Here is a 21,142-nt window from a genome sequence, read left to right on the forward strand (position 1 = left end):
CCGCCCGGTCCCGCCGCGAGCCCCGCCGCCGCTTCCGCCGCCGCTCCTGCCGTGGGTCCCGGCGCCCCCGCCTTCGACCTCGCCGTCGTCGGTGCCGGGCCGGCCGGCCTGGCCGCGGCCGTCACGGCCGCCGGGCTCGGGCTGCGGGTCGCCGTGCTCGACGCGGGGGACCGCCCCGGCGGGCAGTACTACCGTCACCCCGCCCCGGGCCTCGGCGCGGCCCGCCCCGAGGCCCTGCACCACGGCTGGGCCGAGTTCGCCCGCCGCGAAGCCGCCCTGCGCGGCCACGAGTCGGCGGGCCGGATCACGTACCTCCCGGCCCACCACGTCTGGGCCGTGGTCCCGGACGGCGGACCCGGCTGGATCCTGCACGCCGTCGCCGGCCCCGAGGAGGCCGCCGCCGTCCTGCACGCCCGGGCCGTGCTCCTCGCCACCGGGTCGTACGAGCGGCAACTGCCCTTCCCCGGCTGGACCCTGCCCGGGGTGGTCGGGGCCGGCGGGGCCCAGGCCATGCTCAAGAGCGGGCTCGTCCTGCCCGGCAAGCGCGTCGTCGTCGCCGGGAGCGGCCCGCTGCTGCTCGCCGTCGCCGGGTCGCTCGCGGCCGCCGGGGCCCGGGTGCCGGCCGTGGTCGAAGCCGCCGCCTACACCGCGTACGCCGGCCATCTCCCCGCCCTGCTCCGCAACCCCGGCAAGATCGCCGAGGCCGCCACCCACGGCAGCGCCCTCCTGCGCCGCCGCATCCGCCTCCTGACCCGGCACGCCGTGACCGAGGCCCACGGCACCGACCGGGTCGAGGCCGTCACCGTGGCCCGCCTGGACCGGGACTGGCGTCCGCTGCCCGGTACCGCCCGCCGGATCCCCTGCGACGCCCTCGCCGTCGGCCACGGGCTCGTCCCGCAGCTGGAGCTGGCCACCGGCCTCGGCTGCGCCACCCGTCGTGCCGCCGACGGCACCGTCGCCCTGGCGCTGGACGCCGAGCAGCGGACCTCCGTCCCCGGGATCTGGTCCGCGGGTGAGACCGGCGGCATCGGTGGCGCCCAACTGGCCCTGCTCGAAGGGGAGATCGCCGCCCACGCGATCGCCGGCCGGTCCGCGCCCACCGCCCTCGCCGGCCGCCGCGCCCGTCTGCGCGCGTTCGCCGAGGCCATGGGCGCCGCCCACCGCCCCGGCGACGGCTGGACCGGCTGGCTCCGCGACGACACCGTCGTGTGCCGCTGCGAGGAGGTTCCGGCCGGCCGGATCCGCGAGGCCGTCGCCGACCTGGGGGCGCGGGACGCCCGTACGGTCAAGCTCCTCACCCGCTGCGGAATGGGCTGGTGCCAGGGCCGCATGTGCGGACCGGCCGTCGCCGCCCTCGCCGGCGGCGAACCCGCGCCCGACCGGCGGCCCCTGTCCTGCCCGGTCCCGCTGCGCCACCTCGCCGAACTTCCCCCGGCGGACGGCTGATCGGGCGGTCCGAACCCCTTGTGGCCGCTCCACACCCACTAGTAAAATGTCACACATCACCCTAGGGAGCTCTCTCATGACCGACGCGCACACCCCCGCGCCCACCACCGGTACGGACACCCGCACCCGCCCCTGGCACGGCATCATGGTCGCCACCGCGCTCCCCCTGCGCGAGGACCTCACCGTCGACTACGACGCCTACGCCGAACACGTGGCCTGGCTGATCGCCAACGGCTGCGACGGCGTGGTCCCCAACGGCTCCCTCGGGGAGTACCAGACCCTCACCGACGAGGAGCGCGCGCGGGTCGTGCGCACCGCCGTCGACGCCGCCGGCGACGGCGCCCGCGTCATGCCCGGCGTCGCCGCCTACGGCAGCGCCGAGGCCCGCCGCTGGGCCGAGCAGGCCGCCGAGGCCGGCGCCGGCTCCGTACTCCTCCTGCCGCCCAACGCCTTCCGGGCCGACGAGGAGACCGTACGCGCCCACTACGCCGAGGTCGCCCGCGCCGGGCTGCCCGTCGTCGCGTACAACAACCCGTACGACACCAAGGTGGACCTGACCCCGGCCCTCCTCGCCCGGCTGCACGCCGACGGCTCCATCGTCGCCGTCAAGGAGTTCAGCGGGGACGTGCGCCGCGCCTACGAGATCGCCGAGCTCGCCCCCGGCCTCGACCTGCTCATCGGCGCCGACGACGTCCTGCTCGAACTCGCCCTCGCGGGCGCCGTCGGCTGGATCGCCGGCTACCCCAACGCGCTGCCGCAGTCCTGCGCCACCCTCTACCGGGCCGCCGTCGCGGGGGACCTCACCACGGCCCTGCCGCTCTACAAGTCCTTGCACTCCCTGCTGCGCTGGGACTCCAAGACCGAGTTCGTCCAGGCCATCAAGCTCTCCATGGACCTGGCCGGGCGCCCCGGTGGTGCCACCCGCCCGCCCCGCTTCCCGCTCACGGGCGAGACCGAGGCCGCCGTCCGGGCCGCCACCGAGAAGGCCCTCGCCGAGGGCCTCAACTAACCGACCGGAGGGGACGCCAGATGCGTACGCGCCACGTCTACCACGCGGTGGACTCGCACACCGAGGGCATGCCGACCCGGGTGATCACCGGGGGAGTCGGGGTGATCCCCGGTGCCACCATGGCCGAGAAGCGGCTCCACTTCATCGAGCACACGGACCACGTCCGCACCCTGCTCATGTACGAGCCGCGCGGGCACTCCGCGATGAGCGGCGCCATCCTGCAGCCCCCCACCCGCCCCGACGCCGACTTCGGCGTCCTCTACATCGAGGTGTCGGGCCTGCTCCCCATGTGCGGGCACGGCACCATCGGGGTCGCCACCGTCCTCGTCGAGACCGGCATGGTGCCCGTCGTCGAGCCGGTCACCACCGTCCGGCTCGACACCCCCGCCGGACTGGTGAGCGTCGACGTCCGCGTCGAGGACGGTGCGGCCACCGCCGTCACCCTCACCAACGTCCCCTCCTTCAGCGTGGGCCTCGACCTCAAGGCCGAGGTCCCCGGCCACGGCACGGTCACCTACGACCTCGCCTACGGCGGCAACTTCTACGCCTTCGTCGAACTCGCCTCCCTCGCCGGGGGAGCCCTCCCCTTCGACCGCGCCCGCAAGGACGACCTGCTCGCCGCCGGACTCGCGGTCATGGACGCGATCAACGCGGGCGACGACCGCCCCGTCCACCCCGAGAACGCCTCCATCGCCGGGGTCAAGCACGTCTACCTCGCCGCCCCCGGCTCCGACGCCCGCCGCTCCCGGCACGCCATGGCCATCCACCCCGGCTGGTTCGACCGCTCGCCCTGCGGTACGGGCACCAGCGCGCGGATGGCCCAGCTGCACGCCCGCGGCCTCCTGGAACTCGGCGCGGACTTCGTCAACGAGTCCTTCATCGGCACCGAGTTCACGGGCCGGCTGGTCGCGGAGACCACCGTCGGCGGACTGCCGGCCGTGGTGCCCACGGTCACCGGCCGGGCCTGGATCACCGGCACCGCCCAGTACTTCCTCGACCCGGCCGACCCCTTCCCCGGAGGCTTCCTCCTGTGATCACCGTCCGAACGGCGGACTACCACACCGCCGGCGAACCCTTCCGGATCGTCGACTGCGGCGCGCAGGGCCTGGCCGTGCCCGGTGACACCGTCGCCGAGCGCTGCGCCACCGCCATCGGCCCGGGAGGGTCGGGGACGGCCCCGCGCCGGGGCGCGCTGGACGACGTACGGCGCCTGCTCGTGCAGGAGCCGCGCGGACACGCCGGGATGTACGGGGGGTTCGTGGTCCCGGCCGACGACGACGGGGCCCACTTCGGCGTGCTGTTCTGGCACAAGGACGGCTACTCCACCGCCTGCGGCCACGGCGCCATGGCCCTCGGGGCCTGGGCCGTGGACACCGGCCGGGTCGCCGCCCCGGACCACGGCGACGCCCAGGTGCGCATCGACGTACCGTCCGGGAGGGTCACCGCGACCGTGCACCGGGACGGCGGCCGCACCACCGGGGTCACCTTCCGCAACGTGCCGGCCCGGGTGGGCGCCCGCAAGGTCCCCGTCGCCACCACCCTCGGCCTCGCCGAGGCGGACATCGCGCACGCCGGGGCCTGTTACGCCTCCGTTCGCGCCCGGGACCTCGGCCTGGACGTCTCCCGGTCCTCCCTGCCCGCCCTGGTGCGGGCCGGCCGGGAGGTCCGGGCCGCGCTCGCCACGCACCCCGCCACCTGGCACCCCGACGGCCCGCTGCTGTCCGGGGTGTACGGGGTGATCCTCCACGAGGAGCTCCCCGGCACTCCGTTCGGACCGCACGAGCGCAACGTCACCGTCTTCGCCGACGGGCAGACCGACCGCTCGCCCTGCGGCTCCGGCACCTCGACGCGGCTGGCACTGCTCGCGGAGGACGGGCGGCTCGGCCCCGGCGAGGACCTGCTGAACGAGTCGGTCACCGGCACGATGTTCACCGGACGGATGCTGGACGGCGGGGCCACCGAGGTCACCGGCACCGCCTACCGCACCGGCGCACACGCGTTCGTGCTCGACCCGCACGACGCCCTGGGGACGGGATTCACGTGGTGAGGCGGCCCGGTCCGGGGAAGTCCGGCGCGTCGCCTCCGGCGGCGTCGCCTCCGGCGGCGTCGCCTCCGGCCGCGGCGGGCCGGGCGGCGCGCGCTCTCCCGCAGTTGGGCGCCGACGCCATGGCCGGGCTCCTGACCCCGGCCGCGGCCGCGGATGCGCTGGCGGAAGCCCTGCGGGCCGGGCTGGATCCCGAAGGCTGTCCGCAGCGTACGGCGCTCGCCGTACCCGGCGGCGAACTGCTGCTGATGCCGGCCGCGTCCGGCTCGTACGCCGGGGTGAAGATCGCCGGGGTGGCGCCCGGCAATCCGGCCCGCGGGCTGCCCCGGATCACCGGCTCCTACCTGCTGCTGGACGGGCCCACCCTGCGCCCGCTGGCCGTGCTCGACGCGGCCGCCCTGACCACCCTGCGCACGCCGGCCGTCTCCGCCCTCGCGCTGCGCCACCTGGCGCCGGCCGGACGCCCGCTGCGGCTGGTGCTCTTCGGCTCCGGACCGCAGGCGTACGGGCACCTCGAAGCGGCGCTCTCCGTCAGGGAGTTGGCCGAGGTGGTGGTGGTCGCCCGCGCCCCGGCGGGCGGGGAGCGGCTGGCCGCGCACGCGCGTGGCCTGGGGCTGCCCGCCCGGACCGGCACCCCGAAGGCGGTGGCCGACGCCGATCTGGTCATCTGCTGCACCTCCGCCCGGGAACCGCTCTTCGACGGGCGCCTCGTCGGCCCGGGCGCCACCGTCGTCGCCGTGGGCTCGCACGAGCCGACCGCCCGGGAGACGGACACGGCCCTCGTGCGACGCGCGGCCGTGTACGTGGAATCCCGCGCGGCGGCCCTGCGCGAGGCCGGCGACCTGCTGATCCCGGAGGCGGAAGGGGCGATCGGGGCCGGCCACATCACGGGCACCCTCGCGGACCTGGTGGCGGGGCGGATGCCGGCGGGCGGAGCGCAGAGTTGTCCACAGCTCTTCAAGAGCGTGGGCATGGCCTGGGAGGATCTTGCCGTGGCGGTCGCGCTGTGCGAGGCCGCCGGAGTGTGAGCAGCGCAACGTGACATTGTACGCTGTTCCTCTGCGCGTCGGTGGGTGTCGGGGGTCTCGGAGGAAATGCAATGGGTGACCTGAAGCAGCACAGTCTCATCAAGGCTCAGGAACGGCTCCGCGACCAGGTCGGCCACGCACTCCGCGCCGCCCTGATAGCGGGTGAGCTGCGCCCCGGCAGCGTTTACTCGGCTCCCGGCCTCGCGGCCGAACTCGGCGTGTCGGCCACCCCGGTGCGCGAGGCCATGCTCGACCTGGCGCGGGAGGGGCTGGTCGAGCCGGTCCGCAACAAGGGCTTCCGGATCACCGAGGTCAGCGAGCGCGACCTGGACCAGTTCACCGAACTGCGCACGATGATCGAGGTGCCGACCATCGGCCGGATCACGAAGATCGCCACGACGGAGCAGCTGGAGGCGCTGCGCCCGATCGCGGAGGAGATCGTCACCAGCGCGCGCGAGCACAACCTCATCGGCTACCTGGAGGCGGACCGCCGCTTCCACCTGTCGCTGCTGGCCCTGGCGGGCAACGACCGGCTCGTCGAGACCGTCGGCGACCTGCGCAAGCGCTCCCGGCTGTACGGGCTGACCGGCCTGGACGAGGCCGGCAAGCTCGTCTCCTCGGCGGAGGAGCACATCGAGCTGCTCGACCTGATGATCAGCGGCGACGCCGCGGCGGCGGAGGCCTGCATGGTCCGCCACCTCGGCCACGTCCGCTCGCTCTGGGCGCAGGGCCGCGACGAACCGGTGGGCCGCACCCCGGGCGGCCTCGGCTCCGGCCTCTAGCCTCCCGCCTCTCCGTTCCGACGGGGCCCGCCACGGCGGGCCCTGTCGCGTATCCCGTATCGGGCCCAACCGCCTTCCGGCTGACGGGATTTGGACACGGCTGAATAACGGGCCGCTCAACCTCTTGTCAGTGCAATTTCACATTACTATGTTACCGGTCACATCCTAGAGCGCGGCCCTTCACTGGAGTGACCCATGACCAAGCGCACCCAACTCGCCCTCGCCACCGCCCTGGTGGCAGCACTCGCACTCGGCGCCTCGGGCTGCTCCGACACCAAGAAGGGCTCCGCGGGCGGCGGCGCGTCCAACCCCGCCGCCGCCAACGACGGCAAGATCCTCGGCGGCACCCCGGTCAAGGGCGGCACCCTCACCGTCCTGTCCAACCAGGACTTCGCCCACCTCGACCCCGCCCGCAACTGGGTCATGCCGACCATGGACTTCGGCACGCGCCTCCTCTACCGCACCCTCGTCACCTTCAAGGCCGAGCCCGGCAAGGCCGGCAGCGAGCTGGTCCCCGACCTCGCCACCGACCTCGGCACCCCCTCCAACGGCGGCCGCACCTGGACCTTCACCCTCAAGGAGGGCCTGAAGTACGAGGACGGCACCCCGATCAAGGCCCAGGACGTCAAGTACAACGTCGAGCGCTCCTTCGCCCCCGACCTCACCGGCGGTCCCGACTACGCGGCCCAGTACCTGGCCGGGACCGAGGGCTACAAGGGCCCCCTCCAGGGGCAGCACCTGGACTCGGTGAAGACCCCCGACGACCGCACGATCGTCTTCGAACTCAAGCGCCCGGTCGCCGAGTTCTCCGCGACGGCCACGCTGCCGACCTTCTCGCCCGTGCCCCAGTCCCAGGAGAAGGGCACCCAGTACGACGCCCGCCCGTTCTCCTCAGGCCCGTACAAGATCGAGTCGTACGACCGCGACAAGAAGCTGGTCCTCGTCCGCAACGAGCACTGGGACGCGAAGACCGACACCGTGCGCAAGGCCTACCCCGACAAGTTCGTCGTCGTCATGGGACTCAAGGGCGGCCAGGTCGACGACCGCGTCATCGCCGGCGAGGGCGCCGACGCCTCCACCGTCCAGTACGCCGACATGCGCCCCGAGAGCGCCCCCAAGGTGCTGCCCAAGCCGGACGTCAAGGCGCGGCTGATCGCGGAGTCCAAGGGCTGTACCGAGATGCTCTTCCTGAACAACTCCCGCGCCCCCTTCGACGACCCCAAGGTCCGCGAGGCCATGCAGTACGCCGTCGACAAGGAGGCCGTGGTCACCGCGGGCGGCGGCCCGGCCCTCAACGAGATCGCCACCGCCTACCTGCCCCCGGCCCTGTCCGGCGGCCAGCAGGCCGACACGCTGAAGATCGCCCCGGCCGGCGACCCGGCCAAGGCCAAGGAACTGCTGAAGGCCGCCGGCAAGGAGAAGCTCAAGGTCTCCCTGTCCGTCTCCACCGGAGACAAGGGCGCCGCCGAGGCCATCCAGCAGGGCCTGTCCCGCGCGGGCATCGAGGTCGTCATCGACACCGTCGACCCGGGCGCGTACTACGACGTCATCGGCGACCTCTCCACCACCCCCGACATGACCTTCACCGGCTGGTGCCCCGACTACCCGTCCGGCTCCACCTGGATCCCCTTCGTCTTCGACGGACGCACCATCAAGGACAAGGGCAACCAGGGCAACTACAGCCAGTTCCGCGACGAGGCGACCATGAAGCGGATCGACGAGATCAACAACATGGCCGACGCGAAGCAGGCCAACCAGGCCTGGATCGACCTGGACGCGGAGCTCATGAAGAAGTCCCCGTCCATCCCGATCCTGCTGGAGCGCAAGCCGCTGCTCATCGGCCCCAACATCGCCGGGGCGTTCGGCCACCCGGTGTGGACCGGCGAGATCGACTACGCGACGGTCGGCCTCAAGGACCCCTCGAAGAGCCAGGGCTGAGGGATCCGGAGCCCCCGACACCATGACCACCACCGCACCCGGCGCCGGCGGCCAGGAGGCCCCGGCCCCGGCTCCGGCTCCGGGCGGGCCGCCCGCGCCCGGCACGCCCTCGGCCTCGGCCCCCGACGCCGCCACAGCCCGGCCCGCGGCAGCGCCCGGCAGCAGCCCCTGGCAGCTGGCCCGGCGCGAACTCCGCCGCCGCCCAGCCGTCCGCGTCAGCCTCTGCGTCGTCCTCCTCTTCGTCCTGATGGCCGCGACCGCACCCTGGCTGGGCGCCCTCGGCGGCTGGTCCCCGGAAGACTTCGACAAGTCCGCCATCGACCCCTACCTCGGCGGCCAGCCCCTCGGCTCCTTCGGCGGGATCAGCCCCGAGCACTGGCTCGGCGTCGAACCCGTCACCGGCCGCGACCTGTTCGCCCGCGTGGTCCACGGCGCGCAGGTCTCCCTGCTCATCGCCTTCGCCGCGACCGCCATCGTCGTCGTCGCCGGCACCGCCGCCGGAATCGCCGCCGGCTACTTCGGTGGCCGCACCGACGCGGTCCTGTCCCGGCTCATGGACCTCACCATGTCCTTCCCCTCGCTCATCTTCATGATCGCGATGCTGTCCGTGGCCAAGGACGTCAACCGGATCGTCCTCATGACCTCCGTCATCGGAGTCTTCGGCTGGCCCGGAGTCGCCCGCGTCGTCCGCGGCCAAACCCTCTCCCTCAAGCACCGCGAGTACGTCGACGCCGCCCGGGTGGGCGGCGCCGGCCCCTGGCGGATCCTGACCCGCGACATCCTCCCGGGCGTCTCGGGCCCCGTCATCGCCTACACCACCCTGCTCATCCCCGGGATGATCAGCACCGAGGCCGCCCTGAGCTACCTCGGCGTCGGAGTCCGCCCGCCCACCCCCTCCTGGGGCCAGATGATCGCCGAGTCCGTCGCCTACTACGAGACCGACCCCATGTACTTCGTCATCCCCAGCGTCTTCCTCTTCCTCGCCGTCCTCGCCTTCACCCTGCTCGGCGACGCGCTGCGCGACATCCTCGACCCGAGGGGGGGCCGCACGTGATCGCCTACCTCGCCCGCCGGCTGCTCGCCCTCGCCGGGGTGCTCCTCGCCATCGCCGCCGTCACCTTCCTCATCTTCCACGTCCTGCCCGCCGACCCGGCCGCGGCCGCCTGCGGCAAGACCTGCAGCGCCGAGCGCCTGGCCGACGTACGGACGTACCTGGGCCTCGACCAGCCCCTGTGGCGGCAGTTCGCCGACTTCCTGACCGGCATCTTCACCGGCCGCACCCTCGGCACCGGCCAGTACGCCGTCGCCTGCGACCTCCCGTGCCTGGGCTACTCGTACGAGAACTCCCTGCCCGTGTGGGACCTGCTCATGGACCGGCTCCCGGTCTCCGCCTCCCTCGCCGTCGGCGCCGCCGTCCTGTGGCTGGTCCTGGGACTGGGCGCCGGGGTCACCGCCGCCCTGCGCAAGGACACCGCCACCGACAAGGCCCTGATGGTCGGGGCGGTCGCCGCCGCCTCGCTGCCCGTCTACTTCACCTCCGTGATGCTCATCTACGGGGTCATCCGCATCGCCGGCCTCCTGCCCTACCCCACCTACCAGGCCTTCACCGACAACCCGCTCGGCTGGGCCTCGAACCTGCTCCTGCCCTGGACCGCGCTCGCGCTGCTGTACGCCGCCATGTACGCGCGCCAGAGCCGCGGTTCGATGATCGAGGCGATGGCCGAGCCCTACATCCGCACCGCCCGCGCCAAGGGCATGCCCGAACGGACCGTCGTCGTCAAACACGGGCTGCGCTCCGGGATGACCCCGATCCTCACCATCTTCGGCATGGACCTCGGCGGCCTGCTCGCCGGAGCCGTCATCACCGAGTCCCTCTTCGGACTCCCCGGCATCGGGCGGCTGTTCTACGGCGCCCTGGTCAGCTCCGACCAGCCCGTGGTCCTCGGGGTCACCCTGCTCGCCGCCTTCTTCATCGTCGTCGCCAACCTCGTGGTCGACGTCCTGTACGCCGTCATCGACCCGAGAGTGAGGTACTGATGACCGCTCCGCTCCTCGAAGTACGCGACCTGCGCGTCACGTTCACCACCGAGCGCGGGACCGTACGGGCCGTCGACTCGATCGGTTTCACCGTCGAGGCCGGCCGCACCCTCGGCATCGTCGGCGAGTCGGGCTCGGGCAAGTCCGTCACCTCGCTGGCCGTCATGGGCCTGCACCGGGGCACGGTCGAGGTGGCCGGCTCCGTGCGGCTGTCCGGACAGGAGCTGACCACCCTGTCCGAGCGGGAGCTCTCCCGGGTCCGCGGCCGCCGCATGGCCATGATCTTCCAGGACCCGCTCTCCAGCCTGCACCCCTACTACACGGTCGGCGAGCAGATCGCCGAGCACTTCCGGGTGCACTTCAAGGCCGGCCGGGCCGCCGCGCGCAAACGGGCCGTCGACATGCTCGGCGAGGTCGGCATCCCGGAACCGGCCCGACGCGCACGGGAGTACCCGCACCAGTTCTCCGGCGGCATGCGGCAACGGGCGATGATCGCCATGGCCCTGGCCTGCGAGCCCGACCTGCTGATCGCCGACGAACCGACCACCGCCCTGGACGTCACCGTGCAGGCGCAGATCCTGGAACTGATCGCCCGGCTCCAGCAGGAACGCGGACTCGGCGTCGTGATGATCACCCACGACCTGGGCGTCGTCGCCCGCGTCGCCCACGAGGTGCTGGTCATGTACGGCGGCCGGGCCGCCGAACAGGCCCCGGCCGACGAACTGTTCACCGACCCCGCCCACCCCTACACCCGGGGCCTGCTCGACTCCCTGCCCCGCCTCGACACGGCGGACGACGAGCCGCTGCCCTTCATCCCCGGCTCCCCGCCGTCCCTGCTCGCACCGGCCCCCGGCTGCGCCTTCGCCCCGCGCTGTCCCCGGGCGGCCGCGCGCTGCACCGACGTACGGCCCGAGCCGGCGGCGTACGGGGACGGACCGGAGAGGACGGTCGCCTGCCACTTCGCCGGGGACCTGACCCGTACCGCCGAGGAGGCGGCCCGATGACCGAGACGACGACCGCCGCACACGAGAGCACGGGACGGGGCACCGCCGCCCCCCTGCTGTCCGTACAGGACCTCACCATGACCTTCCCCGGCCGGCGATCCGTGACCGGGCGCCGGGGGGCGCCCGTGCGCGCCGTCGACGGGGTGTCCTTCGACCTGGCGGCCGGGCAGACCCTCGGCCTGGTCGGGGAGTCGGGCTGCGGGAAGTCCACCACCGGACGGACGCTGGTGCGGCTGCTGGAACCCACCTCGGGCCGGATCGCCTTCGAGGGCAAGGACATCAGCCGACTGTCCCAGGGCGCCCTGCGCCCGCTGCGCAAGAACATCCAGATGGTCTTCCAGGACCCGCACTCCTCGCTCAACCCGCGTCAGAGCGTGGCCCGGATCATCTCCGACCCGCTGCTGGTACAAGGCTGGAGCGCGGCCGACGCCCGCCGCCGCGCCGCCGAGCTGATGGAGCTCGTCGGGCTGATCCCCGAGCACATCGACCGTTACCCGCACGAGTTCTCCGGAGGCCAGGCCCAGCGCATCGGCATCGCCCGCTCCCTGTCCACCAGCCCCCGGCTGATCGTCGCCGACGAGCCGGTCTCCGCGCTGGACGTCTCCGTACAGGCCCAGATCGTCAACCTGATGGAGCGGCTGCGCGCCGAACTGGGCCTCGCCTACGTGTTCATCGCCCACGACCTGTCGGTGGTCAAACGGGTCAGCGACCGGGTCGCCGTCATGTACCTCGGCCGGATCGTCGAGATCGGGGACAAGAAGTCCCTCTACGAGAACCCGCAGCACCCGTACACCCGGGCGCTGCTGTCCGCCGTTCCGCTGCCCGACCCGGCGGCGGAACGGCGGCGGGAGCGGATCGTGCTGCTCGGCGACCCGCCGAGCCCGGCCGCCCCACCCCCCGGCTGCACCTTCCACCCCCGCTGCCCCGAGGCGCAGCCGATCTGCCGTACCGAACGCCCCCTGCTGCACCCGGTCGCCTCCCGCGAGGTGGCCTGCCATCTGGCGTAGGCAGAGGGGCCCCGGTGACCGCCGGGGATCCAGGGGGACGGGAGGGGCCCCGGAGACAACGGCGTCTCCGGGGCCCCTCCCGCTGTCCGCGGCCGTGGGCGGCGCAGTCCGCGTCAGCCCAGTTCGCGGCGGAAGAACTCCAGCTCCAGGGCCATCAGTTTCTCGCGGGTGCCGCCCGGGGTCATGTGGGTGATGCCCGGGAGGGCCAGGAGCTGGTGGGGGCGGCCCGCGTCGGTCAGGGCCTGCGAGAGGCGCAGGGTGTGGGAGGGGTGGACGTTGTCGTCGGCCAGGCCCGTGATCAGCAGCAGCGGGCGGGAGAGCCCGGGGGCGTCGGGGATGAGGGAGTCGCGGGTGTAGACGTCCGGGTGCTCCTGCGGGAGGCCGAGGTACCGCTCCGTGTACGCGGTGTCGTAGTGCCGGAAGTCCGTCGGCGCGGCGCCGGCCGCCGCCGCGTGGAAGACGTCCGGGCGGCGCAGCACCGCCATGGCCGCGAGGTAGCCGCCGTAGGACCAGCCGCGCACCCCCACCCGGCCGAGGTCGAGGTCGCCGTGGCGGGCCGCGAGCGCGTGGAGGGCCGCGACCTGGTCGTCGAGGGTGACCTCGGAGAACCCGCGGTACATCGCCTGGGTGTAGGAGGGGGAGACGTGCGGGGTCCCGCGGTTGTCCACGGTCACCACCGCGAAGCCCTGGTCGGCCCACCACTGGCGGAGCTGCCAGCGGCGCGGGTCGACGGTGATGTCCTGCGTGCCGGGACCGCCGTAGCTGTCCATCAGGACGGGCAGCTTCCGGCGGGGACGTGGTCGCGGGGCAGTACGAGGGCGGTGGGGATGCCGTGTTCGGTGACCCGCTCCAGGAGGGGCGCCGTCCGGTAGGGCAGCGGCTGTGACAGGTCGGCGGGGGTGAACACCCGTCCGTCGGGGGTACGGAGGGTGCGCCGGACCCCGTCGGCATCGGCCGTGGTCAGCAGCAGGATCCCGGCCGAGGCCTGGACACTGTGCACGCCGGGCCCGTCGGCCACCGGGGTCAGTTCGCCGGTGGCCGGGTCCAGCAGCAGCACCTGCTGCTCGGCGGGGTCGCGCAGGCCGGCCTCGATCAGCAGCCGGTCCCGGTGGACCCCGGCGACGCGGCGGACCTGGATCCCGTCCCCGGTGAGCAGCCGGCCGTCGACCGCGAGGGCCCGGGCGGCGCCGCCCTCGGTGTCGGCGGCGGTCAGCATCCGCCCGTCGGCGAGCCGGGCCGGGGTGCCGGGGAGATCCGGGTCCACCCACCGCGGGTGCGTGGTGCGGGACAGTTCGGTGGTGCGGCCGGTGGCCGGGTCGGCGGAGAGCAGCAGCACGTTCTGCTGGAGCCGGTCCTGGACGGTCAGCAGGATCTCCCCGGCGGATTCCCAGCCCGCGTCGGAGACGTAGGGGTAGGTCTCGGCGTCCCAGTCGAGCCGGATCCGGGCCGGGCCCCCAGCCTCGGCCGCACCCGCGCCTTCCCCCTCGCCTTCGCCCTCGTCCTCGCGGAGCACCCACAGCTGGACGTCGGCGTTGGGCCCGCCCGCCTCGGGATAGGCGAAGTCCTCGCCCGGCAGCTCGGGGTGCGCCGGGTCGGCGAAGTACCGCCGCTGGAGGGCGGACTCGTCGACCCGGGCGGCCAGCAGGGTGACCCCGTCCGGGGACCACCAGTGGCCCCGGGAGCGGCCCAGTTCCTCGGCGGCGGCGAACTCGGCGAGGCCCCAGCGGGCGCCGTCGTCCGGGCTGACCCGCCCGCCCGGGGCGACGTACAGGACGTCGTCGGCGACGTAAGCGGTGCGCGAGCCGTCGGCGTTGGGCCGGGGGTCCACGACGGGTCCGGCGGCCGCGATCTCCTCGGGCTTCCCGTCTCCGGCGGCGGTGACCCCGTAAAGCCGCCCGTACAGCGCGAAGACGGCGCGCCGGCCGTCGCCGGAGAGGGCGTACGAGCCGATCCCGGCGGCCACGAGCCGGGTCCGCTCGCGCAGTCGGCGCTCGGCGGCCGGCAGGGTCCCCGGCTCGGGGCACAGCTCGCGCGGATCGGCAAGCCGGGTCTCGGCTCCGGTGGCGGTGTCGAGCACCCAGAGGCTGTCGAAGGCGTCGGTGGGGCCGGTGGAGCGGAGGAACCAGAGGAGCCGGCCGTCGTCCCCGAAGGAGAACGCGCGCGGGGCGCCGTAGGAGAAGCGGGCCGTGCTCGCGGAGAGCCTGAGGAAGTCATCCATGATCATAGTGTGACATGTGCAATGTCACTACCACTAGGCCGTTCGAGTGGTGACCCCAGGGGTGCGGGCTTAGCGTCGAAAGGGTGGACCCGAACGTATCGCCGAGCAGCAACGGGACCGATGGCAAGGTCCGACAAAGCGGCCACGGACTCGCCCTGTTCGTCATCGCCTCCTGTCAGCTCATGGTGGTGCTCGACATCACGATCGTGAACATCGCGCTGCCACACATCCAAACCGCGCTCGACTTCTCGACCGAGAGCCTTTCCTGGGTCGTCAACGCCTACACCCTCGCCTTCGGCGGCCTGCTGCTCCTCGGCGGCCGCACCGGCGACATCCTCGGCCGCAAGCGGGTCTTCATCTTCGGTGTCCTGCTGTTCGGCCTGGCCTCCTTCCTCGGCGGACTCGCCCAGACCGAGGGTCAGTTGATGGCGGCCCGCGCCCTCCAGGGCGTCGGTGGAGCCATCGCCTCCCCGACCTCCCTCGCGCTGATCACCACCACCTTCCGCGAAGGCCCCGCACGCAACCGGGCCTTCGGCGTGTTCGCCGGCGTCTCGGCGGCCGGCGGCGCGATCGGTCTGCTCCTGGGCGGCATCCTCGTCGAATGGCTCGACTGGCGCTGGGTGCTCTTCGTCAACGTCCCCATCGCCGTGGTGATCGCGGTACTGGCCACGAAGGTCCTGCGCGAGTCCGAACGCCATCCCGGACACTTCGACTTCGCCGGCGCGCTGCTGTCCACCCTGGGCATGGTCGCGCTGGTCTACGGCTTCATCCGGGCCTCCCAGGAGGGCTGGCGCGATCCGGTGACCCTCGGCTCCTTCGGCGCCGCCGTCGTCCTGCTGACCCTGTTCATCCTCAACGAGCGGCGCTCGCCCCAGCCCATCACCCCGCTGCACATGTTCGCCGACCGCAACCGGGCCGGGACCTACGGGATCATGCTCATGCTCGCCTGCGCGATCTTCGGCATGTTCTTCTTCCTGACCCTCTTCGTGCAGATCGTGCTCGGCTTCAGCCCGATCCAGGCCGGCCTCGCCTTCCTCCCCGTCAGCGTGATGGTCGCGCTGGGCGCCGGGCTCACCTCGCAACTGCTGCCGAAGTTCGGGCCCAAACCGTTCATGGTCGGCGGCGCCCTGTCCTCGGCGGCAGGGCTCGGCTGGCTGACACAGACGGACGTCCACTCCACGTACCTGGGCAGCATCCTGGGCCCGATGCTGCTCTTCGCCCTCGGCATGGGCCTGCAGTTCGTCTCGCTGACCCTCATGGCCCTGTCCAACGTCCCCGACCGGGAGTCGGGAGCCGCGTCCGGACTGCTCAACACGATGCAGCAGGTGGGCGGCTCCCTCGGCCTGTCCATCCTGGTCACGGTCTTCGGCACGGCCAGCCGCAACGAGGCCAAGGAGCAGGTGCCCGGCTTCCTCGGCACGGCCACCCCCGCACAGCGGGCGGCCTTCCAGCAGACCGGCCAGATCCCGAAGCCGTGGAGCGACCAGATCCTCACCTCGGGCATCAGCGCGGCCTTCATCGTGGCGGCGATGTTCACCCTGGCCGGCGCGGCGATCGCGCTGTTCGCCATCCAGGTCCGCCCCTCGGACCTCGAACGCCTCCAGGGCAACCACAGCCCGGCGGCGGACCGCACCTAGGGCGCGCGGCCTGTTTCGGGCAGCGCGGGGCTCAGGCCGTGGTGACCCCGGCGCCGGTGACGCGGGCCGCGAAGGCGTTCAGGTTGCCCGCCATGCGGGCGAGGCGCTCGTCCAGGGTCAGGGACTCCTCGTGGCGTACGGTCCGCAGCTTCGGCTGCCGCTTGCCGCGTACGTAGAGGGAGCAGGCGAGGTCGGCGCAGATGTAGGTGCCGACCGTGTTGCCCTCGCGGCCGCGGGCGCCCGCCAAGGGGGCGGCGAGCAGGGTGACCCCCGAGGACGCGTGACCCGTCAGGCAGATCTGGCACAGGCTGGACTTCACCGCGCTGGTGCGGCCCACGGACGGTACGCGCAGGGAGATCCCCAGCGGCCCCGCCTCCCGCGGCAGCACGAGGTGGGCCCGCAGCGGCGCACCCGGATCCACCCATCCCAGGAAGTCCAGGTCGCCCCAGGGCAGTTCGGCGAAGTCGAGCGGCAGGCGCAGCCGCGCGGCCTCGCCCTTGGTGCAGTTCACGAAGGACGCACGGATCTGTTTCTCACTGAGTGGTTCCACGGGCATCGACCTTATGGCCCGTTCTGACCGGCCGCACCCCAATATCCGGTGGCTGAGCCTCCGGTGCCGGGGCCTCCCGTGTCCGCGGCGGGACGAGCGCGGCGCGCAGCCGGGCGGCGTCGGCCCGGGTGTCCATCCGCAGGGCCAGCCAGGAGCCGTCGGCGAAGGCCAGGTCCACCCGGGTCGGCCGGCGGCGGAGCCGGGGTACGCGGCGCAGGGCACTGGCGGCGGTGTGGGCCGCGCGGTCCGGGTCGCCGCGGCCCCACGGCGGCCGCGCGGTGACCGTACCCGTGAGCCGCGCTGCCCCCGCGCGGCCGGGGCACGCGGTGAACATCCCGTAGGGCCCGTCGGTCTCGTCCTGCCAGCGCGTCCAGTGGAAGCCGTGCAGGGCCGGCGCGAACCGCCCCGCCTCGCTCGCCCGGCCACCCCGCAGCGCCGGGCCGTGGAAGAGCCGCCCGACCAGGCGCCCCGCCCGTTCGAACGGGTCCAGCAGCGCGGCCACCGCGTCGGCCAGATCGTCGGGCAGCGCGGTCAGGAACCGGAAGAGGAAGAAGCCGCCGATCCGCGCGACAGTGGCTCCGGGGCGGGAGAGCCGGGCAGCATCGCGCGCGGCGGGCGCCGTGCGTACGGTGACAATCTGCCCGGAATCTCCTCGTTCATCCGGCCATGATGGCCGGACGGCCGCTACGCGTCCACGCGACGGACCCGGCAGCGCGCCGGGCCGTCCGTCCGCAGGGTGATCCCGGCCCCGACCGGGACCGCGGTGTCCACGGCCTCGAACTCGTACGCCCGCAGGATCATCGCCAGCGCGACCACCGACTCCAGCATCGAGAAGTGCTGCCCGATGCACGCGCGCGGGCCGCCGCCGAAGGGAAACCACGCATAGCGCGGCCGCGCCGCCTCCGCCTCCGGGGTGAAGCGCTCGGGGTCGAAGCGCTCCGGGTCCGGCCAGTGCTCCGGGTGGCGGTGCGTCACCCAGGGCGCCACGATCACGTCCGCGCCCGCGGGGACGGTGTGCTCCCCGATCCTCGTGTCGACGACGGCCTTGCGGCCGATGACCGGCGCGGCCGGATACAGGCGCATGGCCTCCTTGAGCACCCGGGTGAGGTACGGGAGCCGGTCCAGGTCGGCTGCCTCGGGCGTACGGTCGCCCAGGACGCGGGAGATCTCCTCGCGGGCCCGGCTCTGCTCGTCGGGGTGGCGTGCCAGCAGGTGCAGGGTGAAGCAGAGGGAGGTGGCGGTCGTCTCGTGCCCGGCGAGCAGGAAGATCAGCACCTGGTCGCGCAGCTCGGAGGCGTCGAACTCCTTGTCGTCCGAACTCCTGGCGGCGGCGAGCAGCGTCAGCAGGTCGTCGCCGCCGCCGTCCTGGCCGTCGGTGTCCGCGCCGGCCCCGCCCCGCCGCTCAGCGATGATCTTGTCGCACACCCCGTAGAGCTCGTCCATCGCGGCGGCCGCCCGCCGGTTGCCCGGGGTGGGCCAGTGACGCGGGATGGTGGCGGGGGAGTAGCCGCGGCGCAGCACGTAGTCCGTGATGACCGGAAAGCATCGGGCCACGACGTCGGCGGTGGCCTCGACGTCGGTACCGAAGAGGATCCGGGCCACGGCGCGCAGGGCGAGGTGCATCATCTCGTCGGAGACGTCGACGACGCCGTCCGGGGCCTCGTCCCACGCGGTGATGACCGATGCGGTCTCGGCGGCGACGGCCCCGGCATAGCCGTCCACCCGGCGCCGGGTGAAGAGCGGCTGCACCAGCCGGCGCTGGCGCAGGTAGTCCTCGTCCTGGCTGGTCAGCAGCCCGTTGCCGAAGGAGTCCCGGACCTCCTGGTAGAAGGCGTTGTCCTTGCGGAAGTTGGCCGAGTCGGAGGCGAGCACCTGCTGGGCGCCCTCGGGCGAGAAGACGCAGTACAGCTCGGCCCGCATCCGGGGCGGGCCGGCCGTGACCCGTACGACGTCGCCGTGCCGGTGCTGTGCCCGCAGATAGGTGCCGAGGGAGTCCGACCTCAGGTCGAAGAGCGACCCGAGCAGCGGTACCCCGACGAGTTCGGGAACCTCCGCCCCCGCACCGGCCCTTACGTCCGCCCCACCCGCCATGCCCGCTCCCTCGTCCGGTACCGGAGGCCCGATTCTGCCGGTGCCCCGGCACGTATGACCAGGATCCCCGCCCCATCCGGCCGAATACCGACGCATCCCCGGGGCCTCGGACGGTCCACAAGGTGATCAACACACCGTGCGTGACGCGAGATCACCTACGCTGGCGAGCGCCGGTCAGTTCCGGCCAACGCCCGCCAAGGCCCGTTTCGTTGAAGGAGTTCCCGATGTCCGTCGTCGTCACCGCCGTGGTCCACCCGAAGCCCGGGCTGCTGGAGGAGGCGCTGGCCACGTACGCCCGCCACATCGACGCCGTCCACGCCGAGCCCGGCTGCGAGCTCTACGCGCTGCACACCGACGGCACCTCGATCGTGATCATCGAGAAGTGGGCGAGCCGGGCGGACCTCGACGCGCACGCGGGCGGCGAGGTGATGGCGAAGCTCGGACCCGAGCTGAACGCCCTGCGCGACCAGCCCGCCGACGTCACGATCCTCCAGCCCCGCCCGGCAGGAACGACACAGGGCGCGCTGTGACCGGAGGCCGCGACCAAGCCGCCGACGCGGCGACCGAGACCTTCGTCGCCCACCGCAACCTGCTCTTCACCGTCGCCTACGAGATGCTCGGATCCGCGGCCGACGCGGAGGACGTCCTCCAGGAAACCTGGCTGCGGTGGGTCGAGACCGACATGCGGCAGGTGCGCGAACAGCGCGCGTACCTGGTCCGGATCACCACCCGGCAGTCGCTCAACCGGCTGCGCACCCTGTCCCGCCGCAGGGAGTCGTACGTCGGCCCCTGGCTGCCCGAGCCGCTGCTCACGGCCCCGGACGTGGCCGAGGACGCCGAGCTCGCCGAGAGCGTGTCGACGGCCCTCATGCTCGTCCTCGAAACGCTGTCGCCGACCGAGCGCGCCGTCTTCGTGCTGCGCGAGGTCTTCGACGTCGGCTACGAGGAGATCGCGGCCGCCGTCGACAAGAGCCCCGCGGCCGTCCGCCAGATCGCACACCGCGCCCGTCTGCACGTGGACGCCCGCCGCCCGCGCGAGACGGTCTCCGCGAGCAGGACCCGAGCGGCGCTGGAGTCGTTCCGGCGCGCGCTCGAAACCGGGGACCTACAGGGCCTCCTCGACGTCCTCGCCCCCGACGTCGTCCTCATGAGCGACGGCGGCGGCATCAGGCAGGCCGCGGTTCGCCCGGTCATCGGGGCGGACAAGGTGACCCGCTTCGTCTTCGGCGGCGCCGGCAAGTCCCGGAGCACGCTCACCGCCGTCCCCACCGTGGTCAACGGCAACCCGGCGCTCTTCCTGCGGGTGAACGGCGAGATCGACGGCGTCATCACGGTCCGCGTCGACGCCGGCCGCATCACCGGCCTCTACTACGTCCGCAACCCGGAAAAACTGACCCGCGTCGCCACCGAGACCCCACTCACCCTGCGCTGACCCGTCCGGCGGATCGACCCCCGCCCGGGGGTCAGAGACGCCAGCGCTTCTGGCCCGGGCCCTTGCAGGTGTAGAGCTTGCCGTTCGTCTTGCCGATCCCGGTCGCTCCGGACGTCGAGCAGTAGGCGCCCGGGGTGACGGTGCCGGCGCTCCCGCCGCCCGTACCGCCGGACGAGGTGTCGTCGTCGTCCGTGGGGGGCGTGGGCGTGGACTTCGGGTGGAGATCGGTGTTCTGCTCGGCCGGACACGGCGTGCCGGGCGCGACGAGGTGCACGCTCGTGTTCGCGTACTGCGGAAGGAGCTTCGTTCCCCCCGCGGGGCTCTGGAAGCAGGCGACCCAGTCCGCGTGGGCGGCGGGAAGCTCCACGTCGTTGTACGCGCTGAACGCGGTGAGTTCCTTGTCGATCAGGTCCTCGACGACCTTCTCCGCCTCCCCGAAGGGCTTGCCCACGACGGCGGGCATCAGCGGGTCCGTGCTCTTCGTCGGCGTGGGTGCCGTCGAGGCGGCGGCCGGAGGTGTGGCGGCCGGCGGCGTGGCGGCGGCGGCGACAGGCTGGGTGGCGGCCGGCTGCGGCTTGGCATCGGCGGCGGACTTCTTCGGCGAATCGCCCAGGAACGGGGTCAGGAACCAGAGCCCCGCCAGCACCGTTGCGACGACCTTCTTCACCTGGCTCCACGGACTCAGCCAGGCGAGGGCTATGCCGGCGGGCGGTATGAGGACCAGCAGGGTGATGATCAGTGCCGGGTGCTGCCACCAGCGCCGTACGGGCGCTTGCGGGTGCGGGTACGGCGGCGCGTAGGTCACGTGGAGTCCTTCTGACGGGACGTGATGGGCCCGGCGAGCGTATAGAAGATTGAAACTTGTACCGAGCGGTACGGGAGATGCGGCCGAAGAAATCTTGGTCGCGGCCCGGCCGGG

General features: G+C 73.2%; 21 protein-coding genes. 14 read left to right on the forward strand and 7 right to left on the reverse strand.

Going from position 1 to position 21,142, the window contains the following annotated elements; all coding sequences use genetic code 11:
* Nucleotides 1–51: 51 nt before the first annotated feature.
* The 4 genes from ACZ4VT_RS15660 (at nt 52) to ACZ4VT_RS15675 (ending at nt 4,502) form a co-directional block, all read left to right on the forward strand.
* Complete coding sequence (locus tag ACZ4VT_RS15660; protein WP_467950075.1) at nt 52–1,446, forward strand: FAD/NAD(P)-dependent oxidoreductase; 1,395 nt, start codon at nt 52–54, stop codon at nt 1,444–1,446.
* 76 nt (nt 1,447–1,522) lie between these two features.
* Entirely contained in the window at nt 1,523–2,455 is a 933-nt protein-coding gene (locus tag ACZ4VT_RS15665) for a dihydrodipicolinate synthase family protein (protein WP_467949913.1), read from the forward strand.
* A gap of 20 nt (nt 2,456–2,475) precedes the next feature.
* A complete protein-coding gene (locus tag ACZ4VT_RS15670) occupies nt 2,476–3,489 on the forward strand; it encodes a proline racemase family protein (RefSeq protein ID WP_467949915.1) in 1,014 nt (337 codons plus the stop codon).
* A complete protein-coding gene (locus ACZ4VT_RS15675) occupies nt 3,486–4,502 on the forward strand; it encodes a proline racemase family protein (RefSeq protein WP_467949918.1) in 1,017 nt (338 codons plus the stop codon). Before ACZ4VT_RS15670 ends, ACZ4VT_RS15675 begins: the two co-directional genes overlap by 4 nt.
* Here the strand turns inward: ACZ4VT_RS15675 and ACZ4VT_RS15680 are convergent.
* Complete coding sequence (locus ACZ4VT_RS15680) at nt 4,492–4,623, reverse strand: hypothetical protein (protein WP_467949921.1); 132 nt, start codon at nt 4,621–4,623, stop codon at nt 4,492–4,494. The genes ACZ4VT_RS15675 and ACZ4VT_RS15680 overlap by 11 nt on opposite strands.
* Between ACZ4VT_RS15680 and ACZ4VT_RS15685 the strand changes: the two genes are divergently transcribed.
* From ACZ4VT_RS15685 to ACZ4VT_RS15715, 7 genes are all read left to right on the forward strand, one after another.
* Nucleotides 4,622–5,527, forward strand: coding sequence for an ornithine cyclodeaminase family protein (locus ACZ4VT_RS15685; protein WP_467949923.1), 906 nt, complete (start codon nt 4,622–4,624; stop codon nt 5,525–5,527). The genes ACZ4VT_RS15680 and ACZ4VT_RS15685 overlap by 2 nt on opposite strands.
* Before the next feature lie 71 nt (nt 5,528–5,598).
* The gene (locus ACZ4VT_RS15690; protein WP_362799643.1) at nt 5,599–6,309 is read left to right on the forward strand and encodes a GntR family transcriptional regulator; all 711 of its coding nucleotides are present in this window, start codon (nt 5,599–5,601) and stop codon (nt 6,307–6,309) included.
* Between the two features lie 195 nt (nt 6,310–6,504).
* Nucleotides 6,505–8,247, forward strand: a complete 1,743-nt coding sequence (locus ACZ4VT_RS15695; RefSeq protein ID WP_467949931.1) for an ABC transporter substrate-binding protein — start codon at nt 6,505–6,507, stop codon at nt 8,245–8,247.
* A 22-nt stretch (nt 8,248–8,269) separates the two neighbouring features.
* A complete protein-coding gene (locus ACZ4VT_RS15700; RefSeq protein ID WP_467949933.1) occupies nt 8,270–9,301 on the forward strand; it encodes an ABC transporter permease in 1,032 nt (343 codons plus the stop codon).
* Nucleotides 9,298–10,284: an ABC transporter permease gene (locus ACZ4VT_RS15705; protein WP_467949935.1), complete on the forward strand. Its 987-nt coding sequence runs from the start codon at nt 9,298–9,300 to the stop codon at nt 10,282–10,284. The genes ACZ4VT_RS15700 and ACZ4VT_RS15705 overlap by 4 nt, the downstream gene beginning before the upstream one ends.
* Nucleotides 10,284–11,288, forward strand: a complete 1,005-nt coding sequence (locus ACZ4VT_RS15710; protein ID WP_467949936.1) for an ABC transporter ATP-binding protein — start codon at nt 10,284–10,286, stop codon at nt 11,286–11,288. Before ACZ4VT_RS15705 ends, ACZ4VT_RS15710 begins: the two co-directional genes overlap by 1 nt.
* Entirely contained in the window at nt 11,285–12,295 is a 1,011-nt protein-coding gene (locus ACZ4VT_RS15715; protein WP_467949937.1) for an ABC transporter ATP-binding protein, read from the forward strand. The genes ACZ4VT_RS15710 and ACZ4VT_RS15715 overlap by 4 nt, the downstream gene beginning before the upstream one ends.
* Nucleotides 12,296–12,408: 113 nt before the next feature.
* Here ACZ4VT_RS15715 and ACZ4VT_RS15720 read toward each other — a convergent pair whose 3' ends face one another.
* Together ACZ4VT_RS15720 and ACZ4VT_RS15725 are read right to left on the reverse strand one after the other, a co-directional pair.
* Nucleotides 12,409–13,065, reverse strand: a complete 657-nt coding sequence (locus ACZ4VT_RS15720; protein ID WP_467949939.1) for an alpha/beta hydrolase family protein — start codon at nt 13,063–13,065, stop codon at nt 12,409–12,411.
* Nucleotides 13,065–14,513, reverse strand: a complete 1,449-nt coding sequence (locus ACZ4VT_RS15725; protein WP_467949940.1) for a DPP IV N-terminal domain-containing protein — start codon at nt 14,511–14,513, stop codon at nt 13,065–13,067. Before ACZ4VT_RS15725 ends, ACZ4VT_RS15720 begins: the two co-directional genes overlap by 1 nt.
* An 83-nt stretch (nt 14,514–14,596) precedes the next feature.
* On the opposite strand from ACZ4VT_RS15725, the gene ACZ4VT_RS15730 reads away from it, so the two are divergent.
* Nucleotides 14,597–16,150, forward strand: coding sequence for an MFS transporter (locus ACZ4VT_RS15730; protein WP_467949942.1), 1,554 nt, complete (start codon nt 14,597–14,599; stop codon nt 16,148–16,150).
* A 31-nt stretch (nt 16,151–16,181) separates the two neighbouring features.
* On the opposite strand, the gene ACZ4VT_RS15735 is transcribed toward ACZ4VT_RS15730, so the two are convergent.
* From ACZ4VT_RS15735 to ACZ4VT_RS15745, 3 genes are all read right to left on the reverse strand, one after another.
* Nucleotides 16,182–16,700, reverse strand: a complete 519-nt coding sequence (locus ACZ4VT_RS15735; RefSeq protein WP_467949944.1) for an FBP domain-containing protein — start codon at nt 16,698–16,700, stop codon at nt 16,182–16,184.
* Nucleotides 16,684–17,202, reverse strand: coding sequence for a hypothetical protein (locus ACZ4VT_RS15740; protein ID WP_467949946.1), 519 nt, complete (start codon nt 17,200–17,202; stop codon nt 16,684–16,686). The genes ACZ4VT_RS15735 and ACZ4VT_RS15740 overlap by 17 nt, the downstream gene beginning before the upstream one ends.
* Nucleotides 17,203–17,384: 182 nt before the next feature.
* Nucleotides 17,385–18,791 carry a cytochrome P450 gene (locus tag ACZ4VT_RS15745; protein WP_467949947.1) on the reverse strand — a complete coding sequence of 469 codons (1,407 nt, stop codon included), beginning with the start codon at nt 18,789–18,791 and terminating at the stop codon, nt 17,385–17,387.
* Nucleotides 18,792–19,015: 224 nt separating this feature from the next.
* On the opposite strand from ACZ4VT_RS15745, the gene ACZ4VT_RS15750 reads away from it, so the two are divergent.
* Nucleotides 19,016–19,321 (forward strand): putative quinol monooxygenase, encoded by a 306-nt coding sequence (locus tag ACZ4VT_RS15750; RefSeq protein WP_467949949.1) that lies wholly within the window; start codon nt 19,016–19,018, stop codon nt 19,319–19,321.
* Nucleotides 19,318–20,223, forward strand: a complete 906-nt coding sequence (locus ACZ4VT_RS15755) for an RNA polymerase sigma-70 factor (protein ID WP_467949951.1) — start codon at nt 19,318–19,320, stop codon at nt 20,221–20,223. Before ACZ4VT_RS15750 ends, ACZ4VT_RS15755 begins: the two co-directional genes overlap by 4 nt.
* Before the next feature lie 31 nt (nt 20,224–20,254).
* On the opposite strand, the gene ACZ4VT_RS15760 is transcribed toward ACZ4VT_RS15755, so the two are convergent.
* The gene (locus ACZ4VT_RS15760) at nt 20,255–21,028 is read right to left on the reverse strand and encodes a hypothetical protein (RefSeq protein WP_467949953.1); all 774 of its coding nucleotides are present in this window, start codon (nt 21,026–21,028) and stop codon (nt 20,255–20,257) included.
* Nucleotides 21,029–21,142 lie beyond the last annotated feature (114 nt).

The sequence above is a fragment of the Streptomyces sp. NPDC029164 genome, from assembly GCF_055563995.1.

What these genes read in the sequence shown, in the direction of transcription:
- ACZ4VT_RS15725 (WP_467949940.1), bottom strand. Translation starts at nt 14,513, where the DNA reads ATGGATGACTTCCTCAGGCTCTCCGCGAGCACGGCCCGCTTCTCCTAC.
- ACZ4VT_RS15745 (WP_467949947.1), bottom strand. Translation starts at nt 18,791, where the DNA reads ATGGCGGGTGGGGCGGACGTAAGGGCCGGTGCGGGGGCGGAGGTTCCC.
- ACZ4VT_RS15665 (WP_467949913.1), top strand. Translation starts at nt 1,523, where the DNA reads ATGACCGACGCGCACACCCCCGCGCCCACCACCGGTACGGACACCCGC.
- ACZ4VT_RS15680 (WP_467949921.1), bottom strand. Translation starts at nt 4,623, where the DNA reads ATGGCGTCGGCGCCCAACTGCGGGAGAGCGCGCGCCGCCCGGCCCGCC.
- ACZ4VT_RS15720 (WP_467949939.1), bottom strand. Translation starts at nt 13,065, where the DNA reads ATGGACAGCTACGGCGGTCCCGGCACGCAGGACATCACCGTCGACCCG.
- ACZ4VT_RS15695 (WP_467949931.1), top strand. Translation starts at nt 6,505, where the DNA reads ATGACCAAGCGCACCCAACTCGCCCTCGCCACCGCCCTGGTGGCAGCA.
- ACZ4VT_RS15670 (WP_467949915.1), top strand. Translation starts at nt 2,476, where the DNA reads ATGCGTACGCGCCACGTCTACCACGCGGTGGACTCGCACACCGAGGGC.
- ACZ4VT_RS15690 (WP_362799643.1), top strand. Translation starts at nt 5,599, where the DNA reads ATGGGTGACCTGAAGCAGCACAGTCTCATCAAGGCTCAGGAACGGCTC.
- ACZ4VT_RS15710 (WP_467949936.1), top strand. Translation starts at nt 10,284, where the DNA reads ATGACCGCTCCGCTCCTCGAAGTACGCGACCTGCGCGTCACGTTCACC.
- ACZ4VT_RS15750 (WP_467949949.1), top strand. Translation starts at nt 19,016, where the DNA reads ATGTCCGTCGTCGTCACCGCCGTGGTCCACCCGAAGCCCGGGCTGCTG.
- ACZ4VT_RS15715 (WP_467949937.1), top strand. Translation starts at nt 11,285, where the DNA reads ATGACCGAGACGACGACCGCCGCACACGAGAGCACGGGACGGGGCACC.
- ACZ4VT_RS15685 (WP_467949923.1), top strand. Translation starts at nt 4,622, where the DNA reads ATGGCCGGGCTCCTGACCCCGGCCGCGGCCGCGGATGCGCTGGCGGAA.
- ACZ4VT_RS15700 (WP_467949933.1), top strand. Translation starts at nt 8,270, where the DNA reads ATGACCACCACCGCACCCGGCGCCGGCGGCCAGGAGGCCCCGGCCCCG.